Consider the following 13,889-nt stretch of genomic DNA (forward strand, 5'->3'; position numbering starts at 1 on the left):
GGAAACAATTTGAAAAAAATTACTAAACGATTTTTATCGTTAATGCTTGTACTATCCATGATATTGTCTCCAATATCAGCATTTGCACAAGAACCTGCAGCAGCACAACCTTCTGCTAATGAAGTTTCAAGTGCGTCAGATTTTGAATTTGATAAGGAAAATGGAGAAATAACTGGATATAATGGAACGGAAAAAGATCTTGTGATCCCATCTAAAATTGATGGTAAACAAGTCTATGGACTAGGAAATGGTGCATTGAATAAGAAAGGATTAAACTCCGTTGTTTTACCTGAAGGTATGACATATCTAAAATGGGGAGCGCTTGGGAACAATAATCTTACATCTATTAAGATGCCTTCAACTATGAGGAGAATAGAAGCTTATGCCTTTACTCTTAATAAACAACTTAAAGAAGTGCATTTAAATGAAGGATTAAAATCAATTGAAACATTTGCGTTTGCAAATCTTCCAGAACTTGCAGGAGAGGTGGATATTCCTTCAACAGTTGAATGGATAGGACCAAAGGCATTTTTCAAGAGTAATCTAATTACTTTAAATATTAAAGGTAATGAAAACTCTGCGCCTATAGTTTTAAAAAATGCTATTAGTGATCACTTAAACTACATTTATCTTGAAAACGAAAGAAAAGATATAACAGTTGATTATACTGCATTTTGTAATAGGGAAGTTAAAGAAAAAATAACTGTAATTGCTCCTGTTAACGAAATTGAACTAACCGCTTCTAATTACACTGATGTTGATAATTGGATAAAGAATAATATTAATATTCAATTTGCAACATATTATGTTAAAGCAAGTGATAATTCAGGTCACTCTGATATAAAAGTACCTTTAGAAATTGCTTGGAATACTAAAGATGTATTTGTTAAAAATAGTGAATTTAATGTTACTGGGGTACTGGATAAGGAAAAAGCCAAAGAGCTTCCAACAAAAGATGGATATATGCTTGCAAATCCAGACAATTGCCAGGGACAAAATACTATTTCTTTAGAGTTTGTAGTTAAATCACCTACTGAAACAAACAAAGAATATGAATTTGACTCTGAAAAGGGAGTAATAACTAAATATCTTGGAAATAAAACAGAATTAGTTATTCCTGACGAGATAGATGGAGTAAAAGTAGTTGGAATTGGAGCAGGTGCTTTTGGAAATAAAAACTTAACAGCATTAACACTTCCAAAACATCTTGAATTTACAGAATATGGATCTTTCTCGAATAATAATTTTTCTAAATTAGTATTTCCAGATTCTATGAAGAGTATTGGCTCATATTCTTTTAATAATAACAAAAACCTTAGAGAAGTTATATTTAATGAAGGCCTTGAAGAAATAGGAAACCATGCTTTTATTAACGATAAGTTATTAAGTGGTAGCCTTGTAATTCCATCAACAGTTGAATGGGTTGGACCTTCAGCATTTAGATTTACCAACATAAATAAATTTATTATAAAAGGTGGAAAAGATTCTGCGAAGTTAACATTAAAAAACAATCTTGGTCAAGAAATAAGTGTTTTTGAACTGGAAGACATTCAAAAAGAACTTTTTGTTGACTTCACATCATTTTGTAATAATGTAAAAACAAATTTAATCACAACAACAAATCCAACAGAAGTAAATGTATCTTCACCAGAAGAGCTTGAAAAATGGATAGAAGATAATGTTAATATTCAGTTTATGTCATCTTATCAAAAAGCAGGAGAAAGCGGTACAGCACAACTTCAAAAGTTTAAAACTGGAAAATTTGATGAATATGTAAACATAGATACAATTTGGGAACCTATTGAAGATTTTGAAAATGCAAAAGCCATTGTAAAAGGGAAAATGCAAGAGATAACCGACGAAACATTCCCACAAAGACCTGGCTTTATAATGAATAAGGCTTCAAACTATGGCGGAACAAATACTCTTGAATTTGAATTCAATATTAATGAACCTGTTGAAGACGAGTCAAAATTCATTTCTTCAGACTTCACATATGATGGAGAAACCATAACAGGATTTTCCGAAACAGGGGAAAAGAAATTTGAAACATTAAAAGAAGTAAACCTACCAGAAAAATCAACAGATGGTAAAACTATTACAGCAATAGGAGATTCTGCATTTACATCAAAGGGAATTAAATCAGTAACAATTCCAGAAACAGTAAAATCTATAGGAAACCTTGCTTTCCAAATGAATGAATTAACAGAAATAAAATTACCATCAAAATTGGAAAAAGCAGGAAATGCAGCTTTTGCAAGTAACAAGATAGAAGAAGTAACAATACCTGGAACATTAAAAGAAATACCAAGTGGAATGTTCTCAACAAATATTTCAACAAAGATTGTTATTGAAGACGGCGTTGAAACAATAGGTCAATCTGCATTTACAGGATGCAAGATAGACAGATTAGAACTTCCGGCTACTGTAAAATCAGTAGGAAGAACGGCATTTAGTGGAGGCTCAACAGCACAAAGTGGAAAACTAAAAGAACTAATCTTACACGAAGGTTTAGAAAAGATAGATAGAGAAGCCTTCCAAAACAATAACCTAAAAGAAGTCAAAATGCCTTCTACATTAGAAGAAATAGATTATAGAGCGTTTAAAGGAAACGGTCAAGTTGTAGAGTTAAAGACAACAAATGAAACACACTTAGACTTTAATAATGATAAATCATTAAAGAATCAAAAGTTTATATTAGTTGAAGACGAAACTAAGTTTATTTCTTCAGACTTTACCTATGATGGAGCAACAATCACTGGTTTTTCTGAACAAGGACTAAAGAGACTTGAAATATCTAAAGATGTAAACTTACCAGAAAAGTCAACAGATGGTGAAACCATAACAATAATTGGTAAAGAAGCATTTAGAAATATGGGAATTGAATCAGTTATAATTCCTGAAACTGTAACTACAATTGAAGATTTTGCTTTCAACAATAATAAATTAAGCAAAATAGATTTAGGTAATAATCTAAAAAAACTTGGAACTTCTGTATTTGGAGTTAATGAGATAACAAAAGTTACAATTCCTGAAAGTATAGGAGAAGTACCTGGTGGACTATTTACAATGAATCCTATTACAGAATTAACTATAGAAGAGGGAATTACAAAAATTGGTCCAAGTGCTTTTGTTGGACATCAATTAACAGAACTTACAATTCCTTCATCTGTCGAATCTATAGGAAGAATGGCATTTAAATCAGGGAATAGATATGCTAAAACAGGAACACTTGAAACATTAAATTTAAATGAAGGTCTAAAAGAGATTGGTGCACAAGCTTTCATCAACAATATTTTGAAAGACGTGAAGATGCCATCATCTCTTGAAAAAATTGCAGACGATAGTTTCAAAGGCAATGTAGGTGTAGAAAATAAAGGTGTAGTTGTTTTATACACAGAAAATCAAAAGCATCTTGAATTAAACAATGAAAAGTCACTAAAAAATCAAAGATTTATATTTACAGGAACAGCTGTAATTGAAGAGTATACACAAGATGATTTCACATATGATGGAAATACTATTACAGGATTTAGCGATAGCGGTAAACTTAAATTTGAAGTAAATAAAAAAGTTGTTTTACCAGATACAAATCCAGACGGTACTACCATAACTGAAATTGGAAAGGGAGCTTTTGAAATAGATTTTGATACCTTAGAGATAATCAAAGGATGTCTTCCAGGAATTTCAGATTCACCATATGGAATTACAAATGTAAAATGGCCTAAGAACTTGGAAAAGATATCTTCAAATGCATTTAGATATAATGCTTTAAAAACAGTTGATTTCCCTAAAACATTAAAGACAGTTGAAGCTTTAGCCTTTAATGGAAACCAACTTGAAACTGTAAACTTACCAGATTCAGTAACTGAACTTGGAGTAGGAGCATTTTCATTAAATAAAATTAAAAACCTAAAATTATCTAAAGGACTTACAGAAATAAATGAAGGTGTATTCAGCTACAACGATATAGAAAAATTAGAACTACACGAGGGAATAACAAAAGTTGGTAAATCAGCATTTAGAGGAAACTTGCTAAAAGAATTAAAATTACCAGACTCTTTAATTACAATTAAAGACAAGGGATTCCAAGCAAACCTACTTGAAAAAATTGTTATTCCTAAAAATGTAAAGACCATAGGTAAAGATGCCTTTAAACAAAAAGAAAAACATAGATATATAACAGAAGTAATCTTACCAGAAGGATTAGAGTCTATAGGAGTAGAAGCTTTCAGTAATAACAACTTAGTTAAAGTTGATTTACCGAAATCACTTAAAAGCATTGCAGATAATGCATTTAAAAACAGTTTAGATTTAAATAACCCAGATGCTCAAGTAAGAGTCGTAAAATTATATACTAAAAATATAGATCATTTGAAATTTAATAATGAAAAGTCACTGTTAAATCAAGAAGTTATTTTTAATGGAACAGGAGAAATCACACCTGTCCCAGAAATAAAAGCTTCCGACATCGAAAAAGAAGTAGTTAAAAAGGGAGAAGAGATAGACCTAACAGACAACATTAAAAATCTACCAGAAGGTTCAAAAGTAAAAGACATAACAGAACCAAATATAGATACAAATGTAGCTGGAGAATATACAGGAAAAGTTGAAGTAACCTTCCCTAATGGAAGTAAGAGAATAGTAGAAGTTCCAGTAGTAGTTGAAAAAGTTGAAGAAACAGACCCAACAGAACCAACAACACCAACCGAACCAACTGAACCATCACCAACAGAACCAGAACAAAAAGATAACGAAATCAAAAACACCGATACCTTCAAAGAAGTATTTGAAAAAATAAACTCAACAAGGATATCAGGAAAGAATCGTCAAATAACAGCAGTAGAAGTAAGCAAGAGACTATACAAACAAGCAGACACTATAGTATTAACATCAAGTAGCGAAATGATAGACTCACTTACCTCATCACCATTTGGAATAGCAATAAACGCACCAACACTATTTGTAGAAAAAGACACAATACTTCAAGAAGTACTTGGAGAAATAAAGAGACTACAACCAAAGAAGATAATAATCGCAGGAGGAGACTCAGTAATTTCAGAAAAAGTACAAAAACAAATAGAACAAATGGGAGTAGAAGTAGAAAGAATCTAAGGAAAAGATAGATATGAAACATCAGCAAAAGAAGAAAGAAGAAGAAACTCTACTAACAAGACAGACATCATCCTTGCAAACGGCTACAACTTCATAGACGCATTAACAGCAGGAAGCTTAGCAGCAAAGATGAACATACCAATACTATTAACAGGAGACAGTTCATTAAATAGCATTACAGAAAAAGCCATCAAAGAATGGGGAATAAAAAATGTTATCGTAGTAGGAGGAAACCAACAAGTATCAGAAGGAGTAATCTCAAAACTACAAAAAGATGGACTATCAGTAGAAAGAATAGCAGGAAGAACAAGAGTAGAAACAGCACTAAAATTAGCAGAGAGAGTTAACACTAACCCAGAAAAAGTAATCTTTGCAAACGGAAGAACCTACGCAGATGCACTAATAGCATCATACCTATCAAAGAAAGAAAACGCACCAATAATCTTGATAGAAAAAGAAAACGTACCAGTATCCGTAAAAGAATACCTAAGAGAAAAGAAGATAAAAGATTCTATAATCTTAGGTGGGGACAGTAGTATTGCTAATGTAAAGTAAATTAGTGTAAGAAGGGCAATGTGAGAAATCGCATTGTCCTTTTTTTATTTTACAAAAAATTAAGATATAAATTATCTAATGGAAAAAGCTTTAAAAAACTGATATAATTAAACTTTGAAAGGAGAGGAACTATGAAAAGAGTTTCGGTTATAATGCCCACATGTAAAAGAGAAGTGCCTTACATAAAAAGGGCAGTTGAATCTTTGCAAAATCAAACATATGAAAACTTGGAGATTATTATCATAGATGACTCTCCTAAAGATTATGACAAAAGACATGATATTAAAGAGTACATAGAGTCACTAAAGGATGACAGAATCACATATATTCAAAATGAAGTAAACCTTGGTGGTGCTTTGGCAAGAAATGTCGGGATTTTCAAAGCTACTGGAGACTACATAACATTTTTAGATGACGATGATATGTATAAAAGCGAGAAGGTTTCGAAACAAGTTAAATTTATGGAAGAAAACGACTTTGATTTAATTTTTTCCAATATGGAGATTAAAAATTCCAAAGGTGCCGTTATAGATGTAAGGGACTATCACGACATATGGTCTTTTGAAAATAGCGAGCTATTAAAATATCATATCATGCGCCATGCAACGGGAACTCCTACATATATGTTTAAAGCAGAAAAGCTTAAAGAGATAGGTGGTTTTGACCAAGCCATAATGGGACAAGAGTTTTATCTGATGCTAAAAGCAATTGAAAATGGATTTAAGATTGGGTATTTAGATGAATATGATGTGGTTGTGTTTAGACATAAAGGTGAGGCCATTTCAACAGGTAAAAATAAGATTAAAGGAGAGAAGATACTACAAGAGAAAAAGAAAAAGTATTTTCATCTACTAACAAAAGAACAAATTCGTTTTATAAACATGAGGCATTTCGCTGTTTTAGCAGTGGCAAGTAAGAGAAATAAAAAGTATCTTTCATTTATTGGATACTCATTAATTTCCTTTACAAAAGCACCAATAGCCTGCATAGTAGAAGCATTTAAATTTATGAAGACGGTGATTATAAATAGAATAACCCTGAAGAAAGGAAAGAAGAAAGAAAGCTAAGGCTTTCTTTTTTTGAATTTTTTGAAAAATTCAAACTAAAAAATATTGTTTTGTCAGTTACACTGTTACAAGGCTTGATGCCTCATGGTACTGTCATCCTGAACGAAAAATTTGCGTAGCAAATTTGTAGCTGAAGGATCTCGTTTTTTCTCCTTCATCATGAATCAACTCGCTTTGTTTTTTGTATGAAAGTTCGCGCTAAAGTTTTATAGTTTATTATATAGATTTACACCATATTACTTATTCATTTCTAATTATTTCAAGGGGGAAAAGGCACCGTTTCGTACGGTTCCTATCCCCCTTGAACCCCCTTTACCTCCCAACGACTCGGGGAAACCCCGAGACCCCTTTGAAAAAGAGGTAGAAAATCTTGTTGGATTTTCTTCTTTTGGTATTGTTTTTTGGTAAAATTTTAAATTAATACCTTTTTATTTCTAAGAAAATTTTATGCTTTATAGAGATGTTTCGACTCGCTTTGCTCGCTCAACATGACAGTGGGGGGTGTTTCTCATTCGACATGTCATTCTGAGCGGAAAAGTTCCGAAGGAATTTTTGAGCCGAAGAAGTATGTTTTTGTCCTAATACGAACCCGTCTTTATTTCACTTAGAAATGTAAATCACCATGTTATGTCATCCTGAACGAAAAATTTGCGTAGCAAATTTGTAGCTGAAGGATCTCGTTTTTTCTCCTTCATCATGAATCAACTCGCTGTGTTTTTTTATATAAAAGTTCGCGCTAAAGTTTTATAGTTTATTTTGTAGGGTTTTACCCTACTATGTTGTAATTTCTAATTTATATTTTTATTTTATTCTTAGAGGCAGGATGAAGGGGATTTCGATTTCCCCTCATATCCTGCCCCTAAAACCCCATCCTTTTACACCCTTAAAACGATTGGGGATACCCCAAACCCTAATAGAAGCAGTAGAAAATCTGTTGGATTTTCTACTTTTTATAATTTTGTTTTGTGGAATTCTAAATTACTACATTTTTATTTCTAAGAAAATTTCATGCTTTACAGAGATGTTTCGACTCACTACGCTCGCTCAACATGACAGTGATGGGGTGTTTCTCATTCGACATGTAATTCTGAGCGGAAAAATTCTTGAAAAAAATTTTGGAGTCGAAGAATCTCTTTTACACTTTCATATTTTTCACTACTCCCGAAGTTCTAAAAAGAAAAAATAAAAATCAAAAATTATCTAAAAATAAATAAAATAAACAATAATCTTATGAAAAAATTGATATAAAATATTTACATCATTATAAAATTATTTAGAAATTTGGTTAAACTTTTAAATTGGGGTATAATAACTTTGTATAGAATATAATTTTAAAAGGAGGATGAAAATGAAGAAGAAAATATTGTCGTGGCTACTTGTCTTTGCCATGGTTATAGGCTTTGCTCCTATAAACTTACAAGCGAGTGAGTACACACAAGCAAATGCACTTACATCAGAAAGTGATTTTGACTTTGATGCAAGTAATGGAACCATTAAAAAGTATAATGGTACTGATACAGATGTAGTTATTCCAAGTACAATTAATGGAGTAGCAGTAAAAGAAATAGGAAAACAAGCTTTTGGAAGAAAGAAACTGATTTCAGTTACTATACCAGAAGGTGTAGAAGTAATTGGAGACGGTGCTTTTGGAGGTAATTCATTAACCGAACTAAAGCTTCCTGAAAGTTTGAAGAAAATAGGGAACCAAGCCTTTATGGCAAATCCTAATCTTAAAACTATTAATTTTCCTGACTCATTAAAAACTATTGGGCATAGTATTTTTATGGGAGATAAAGCTTTAGAAGGAGAACTTACTTTAGGGTCAAATCTTGAATTGCTTGATAGATTTACTTTTGGCAATGGGTCTCAATTAGGCTCACAAAGTGTAAAACTTAATATTGCACCAGGAAATACTAAGCTTACAATTCTTAGGGGAACTTTTGGTTCTGAACAAACTAAGGTAGACATTCCTCAAGGAAGACCTTTATTAATAAAGGCAAATGCTTTTAGAACAGAGGAACCAGTTACCCTTGATTTTGGAACTATAGACGTTAAAAAGGGAATCTCTAAAGAAGATCTTATAAAGACTCTAAAAGAAAAAGTTCTTTTAAATCTATATGTAACAGAAAATGACTATAAGAGCATGACTGAAGTAGGTAAAGGCTATGAACTTCCAATTGATTGGAAAGTAGATTCCATAGATACTAATTCAGTAGGGGAAGTCAGCATAGAAAGTCTATTCTCCTATGTAGAAGATGATTTAAGAACTGCATTAGAGTTAAGTCCTGAAGAAAAATTGGAAGCATTAGATAATAGACTTGCAGACATTAAAGTTGTAGGTAAATTAAACTTTAAGGACGAAACAGGAGAACCTGTTGTACCAGAAGATCCATCTACATCTGAATGGACACAAGAAGACTTCACTTATGGCCAATTCGACTATAAAAATAGAATGGAAGAAGAAACTATCAAGTTTGGTATTACAGGTTTTTCAGAAAAAGGAAAAGCAAAAATTGCTAAAAATCCAGATTTAGTTATACCAAAAGAAGTTACAATAGATGGCGAAGTAAAACAAATAGAAGGTATTGCTACACACGCTTTCAAAGATATAAAGATGAATAGCGTAACATTCTCTAAGGTAGATAAGGGAATAGGCTATGTAATCAAAGACTCTGCTTTTGAAAATTGTGGACTTAATAAGGTTACTCTTCAAGAAGGTTTAATATCTATTGAAACATTAGTATTTATGAACAACAACCTTACTGAAATTCATATTCCAAGTACTGTTTGGAAAATTGGTAGTAGAGCATTTTTAGGGAATAAAATAAGTACGCTTGATATCTCTGATGATGTAAATAGTATTCAAATAGATAACTATAGTTTTCAAAATAATAATCTTTCATTAGTAAAATTACCTTACTCAATCTTTAAATTTAGAGATTTTGTATTTAGAGATAATCCTGGATATGAAAACACTGGAGTTGTAAGACTTGAAACAAGAAATCCAGATCATCTATCTTCTACAACTTATATAATACCTGAAAATGAGTTTCATAAGGTAGTTTTAATAACTGATGTAGATAGAAGTAAGCTTTTTACCGAATTACAAAATGTAAAAGCTATTGATAGAGCTGATTATAAAGAAGAAGATTTAGCTGAATTTGATAAAGTATTAAATGAAGTAAAGAAAGTATTTAAAGATCAAGAATCAACTCAAGATCAAATTGACAAAGCTTTAGAAGATTTAATTGCTGCTGAAGCTAAGTTAAGAAATGCTTCACCAGATAGAACAAAACTTAAAGATTCTATAAAGAGAGCTGAAGAACTTATAGAAGGAATGTTTACCGAAGAATCTTACAAGACTATGAAGGATGCTTTGGAGGAAGCTAAAAAAGTTCTTGCAGATTTAGATAAAACTTCTGAAGAAATTAATAACGCACAAAAGAATTTAGACGAAGCTATTGATAACTTAGTTATTAATGGAAATGCTCTTTATACAAGTGAAGACTTCACATATGATGGAAAAACAATTACAGGATTCAGTGAAAGTGGTTGGAAAAAGTTTGAAATAAATAAAGATTTAGTTCTACCTGACACAAATCCTGAGGGAGAAGATATAGAAGTAATTGGAAAGGACGCATTTAGTTTAGCAACAGATCCTGGAGTAAAATTTGGTACAGATACCGTAAGTTCAAAAAATGGTATGTTATCAGTTAAATTACCAAAAAATCTTAAGAGAATTGAAGACAGTGCATTAAGACTTAATAACTTCAAGAATATAGAATTTCCAGAAACTCTTGAATATATTGGAATAGCTGCACTTAATGGAAATAGACTTGAAAAAGTAATTTTACCAGATTCTGTAAAAGAAGTAGAAGGCGGAGCATTCTCATTAAATCAAATTACTGAACTTAGACTTTCTCCAAATATGAAAAAAGTAGCTGATGGTACTTTTTCAAGAAATATCTTACTAAAAGAACTTGTAATTCCTGAAGGTATAGAAGTTATTGAAGGTTCAGCTTTCCAAGGGTGTCCATTAACAAGTCTTTCAATTTCATCAACAGTAAAAGAAATTAAGCAAAGAGCTTTTACAGGACAACAACTTGAAGAGCTAACCATACCAGGAAATGTTAAGAAAATAGGAAGACAAGCTTTTGCACACAATATTAAATGGAAGAGACTAAAAAAACTTACTCTTGAAGAAGGTATTGAAGAAATAGGCGACAGTGCATTTAGATTTTCACTCCTTTTAGAAACTAAGTTACCAAAGAGTTTGTTAAAACTTGCAGACACAGCCTTTAAAAATGCAGAAACAACAGACAAAAAGCCAGTAGTAGTTAAGCTATATACCGAAAATAAAGAACACTTGAAATTTAATAATGAAAAGTCACTGTTAAATCAAGAAGTTATATATAAAGAACCAGCAACAGAATATGTAGCAGAAGACTTCACCTACGAAGGAGCTACTATAACAGGATTCTCCGAAGCAGGCGAAAAGAAATTTAAGACACTAAAAAAAGTAAACTTACCAGAAAAATCACCAGCAGGTGAAACAATAACAGCAATAGGCAAATCAGCATTTAGAGGAAAAGGAATAGAAGCAGTAACAATTCCAAAAACAGTAACTCTAATAGATGACTTTGCATTCAATAGTAATAAACTAACAGAAGTAAAATTACCATCAAAATTAGAAAAAGCTGGAATGTCAGCATTTGGAAACAACAACATAAAAGAAGTAACAATACCAGGAACATTAAAAGAAATACCAAATGGAATGTTCTCAACAAATGGTACAAAGAAGATTGTTATTGAAGAAGGTGTTGAAAAAATAGGAACATCTGCATTTACAGGATGTAAAGTAGATAGCTTAGAAATACCAGCTACCGTAAAAGAAATAGGAAGAATGGCATTTAGTGGAGGATCAACACCACAAAGTGGACCACTAAAAAAACTAATCTTACACGAAGGATTAGAAACTATTGGAGATAGAGCTTTCCAAAAGAACAATTTACAAGAAGTAGAAATGCCAACTTCATTAAAAGAAATAGGAAACAACGCATTTTTTGGAAATGGACAAGTTGTACAGTTAAAGACAACAAACAAAGCACATTTAGATTTTAATAATGAAAAATCATTAAAGAATCAAGAGTTTGTCTTGGTTGAAGAACCACCAGTTAAACCAGAAGAAATTAGAGTAACATTTAAAATCAAAGACAAAGATAAAGATGTTGCAGAATTTGTAAAAGACGAACATGGTGGAATCTATATAACATTTGTATATCCAAAGGGAAAAGATGCTTCAGAAGTAGAAGCACAAGCACCAAAAGTAAAAGTTAAAGATGAATATAAAGATGGATATGAATTCAAAGGTTGGACACCAGCATTCGAAGGCAAATTAAACGAAGACACTGTATATACAGCAGTAATCAACAAAAAGGCAGAAAAACCAGACCCTGTTGAACCAACAACACCAACCGAACCAACTGAACCATCAGATTCAAGTAAAATTGAAACAGATAGAACAAAAGGTAAGGACAGAGTTGAAACAGCAATTGAAATTTCTAAGAAGTACTTTGGACAATCAAGCACAGTAATAGTAGTAGATAGAAAAGACTTCCCAGACGCTATGACAGCATCAGTGCTATCAAAGCTATTGAAGGCACCAATACTACTAACAGAAACAAACAAGCTTGACCCAAGAGTAGCTGCAGAAATCGAAAGACTTGGAGCAAGAGACGTAATAATCGTAGGAGGAAACTCATCAGTATCAGAAGCAGTTAAAAAAGAATTAGCTAAATTTGATAAAGACACAGTAGAAAGAATCTACGGAAAAGATAGATATGAAACATCAGCCCAAGTAGCAAGAAGAGTAGTAGGAATAACAGGAAAACTTGGACACGCAGTAGTAGCATCAGGAGAAATATTTGCAGACGCACTAACAGTAGCACCATACGCATCAAGAGAAGGCTATCCAATACTATTAGTAAAAGCAAATAACTTACCAAAAACAGTTAAAGATGCTATGACAGAATTAGCTATAAACAAAGTAACAATAGCAGGTGGATACACAACAGTAAACAAATCCTTAGAAACTTCACTACCAACAGTAGTAGAAAGACTAAGAGGAGAAACAAGATACGAAACAGCTATTGAAATAGCAAACAAGAAGTTTAGTTCAGCAAAAGAAATATTCCTTGCAAACGGAGAAGAGTGGATGGACGCACTTGTAATAGGACCAGTAGGTGGAATATTAGACATGCCAATCCTATTAACAGAAGCAAACAGCGCACCAAAATCACTAAGAGACTATATCGCAAAAGCAAACATCGAAAAGATAACAGCAATAGGCGGTAGAAGTATGGTAAGTGATAGAGTTTTAAGCGAACTAAGCAAATAGAAAAAACAAAAAGAACTTGGGAGAAATCCTGAGTTCTTTTTTTGTGGGAATGATGAATAACAAGGGCTACCGAGATTTTCATAGAAAATCTCGAGATGTTTCGACTCGCTTTCGCTCGCTCAACATGACAGTGGCGAGGTTTTTTCGTTGTAGTTTAGTCATTTTGTCCCTCGACATGTCATTCTGAGCGGAAATTTTTGCTTTGCAAAAATTGAAGTCGAAGAATCTCAGATGCTTTTTAAAGAAAAGCATCTGCAAAAGTTTCTTAAATGTTTACTAAAGTTTTATAAACTTTGGGAAATCTTGTCTTATAAAATTTTTCATTTCTAATTGTTCTCAAGGGGGAAAAGGCACCGTTTCGTACGGTTCCTATCCCCCTTGAACCCCCTTTACCTCCCAACGACTCGGGGAAACCCCGAGACCCCTTTGGGAAAGTGGAAGAAAATCTGTTGGATTTTCTTCTTTTATGTAATTGTATTTCGAGTAATTTTATTTTACGATTTTATTTTTTTCAAGATATGTACTTTTTTGTGAGAGATGTTTCGACTCGTTACGCTCGCTCAATATGACAGCAAGGTGGATTGTCATTCTGAGCGAAAATTTTTTTGGAACAAAAAAATTGTAGTCGAAGAATCTCATAACTTTCTAAATGAAAGTTCACGCTAAAGTTTTATAGTTTATTATATAGATTTACACCATATTACTTTGTCATTTCTAATTATTCTCAAGGGGGAAAAGGCACCGTTTCGTACGGT

4 protein-coding genes and 1 pseudogene are annotated in these 13,889 nt (G+C 32.3%); all 5 read left to right on the plus strand.

Annotated elements, in window-relative coordinates:
• The first annotated feature begins 9 nt into the window (after nucleotides 1-9).
• The 5 genes and pseudogenes from BN2746_RS04475 to BN2746_RS08925 all read left to right on the plus strand — a co-directional run bounded on the left by BN2746_RS04475 (nucleotide 10) and on the right by BN2746_RS08925 (nucleotide 13,134).
• Nucleotides 10-5,115 carry a leucine-rich repeat protein gene (locus BN2746_RS04475; RefSeq protein WP_055078642.1) on the plus strand — a complete coding sequence of 1,702 codons (5,106 nt, stop codon included), beginning with the start codon at nucleotides 10-12 and terminating at the stop codon, nucleotides 5,113-5,115.
• Between the two features lie 12 nt (nucleotides 5,116-5,127).
• Nucleotides 5,128-5,358 (plus strand): annotated as a pseudogene (locus BN2746_RS09235) (cell wall-binding repeat-containing protein); the annotation flags it as partial.
• 51 nt (nucleotides 5,359-5,409) lie between these two features.
• A complete protein-coding gene (locus tag BN2746_RS09180; protein ID WP_231718341.1) occupies nucleotides 5,410-5,670 on the plus strand; it encodes a cell wall-binding repeat-containing protein in 261 nt (86 codons plus the stop codon).
• A gap of 131 nt (nucleotides 5,671-5,801) precedes the next feature.
• Nucleotides 5,802-6,737 (plus strand): glycosyltransferase family 2 protein, encoded by a 936-nt coding sequence (locus BN2746_RS04485; RefSeq protein ID WP_055078644.1) that lies wholly within the window; start codon nucleotides 5,802-5,804, stop codon nucleotides 6,735-6,737.
• 1,348 nt (nucleotides 6,738-8,085) lie between these two features.
• Entirely contained in the window at nucleotides 8,086-13,134 is a 5,049-nt protein-coding gene (locus BN2746_RS08925) for a leucine-rich repeat protein (protein WP_055078646.1), read from the plus strand.
• Nucleotides 13,135-13,889: the final 755 nt, after the last annotated feature.

The organism is Lagierella massiliensis, from assembly GCF_001407835.1.
Lineage (GTDB): Bacteria > Bacillota > Clostridia > Tissierellales > Peptoniphilaceae > Mediannikoviicoccus > Mediannikoviicoccus massiliensis.

Bases quoted from the DNA above. Each gene is read 5' to 3' on its own strand.
- BN2746_RS04485 (WP_055078644.1), top strand. From the start codon at position 5,802: ATGAAAAGAGTTTCGGTTATAATGCCCACATGTAAAAGAGAAGTGCCT.
- BN2746_RS08925 (WP_055078646.1), top strand. From the start codon at position 8,086: ATGAAGAAGAAAATATTGTCGTGGCTACTTGTCTTTGCCATGGTTATA.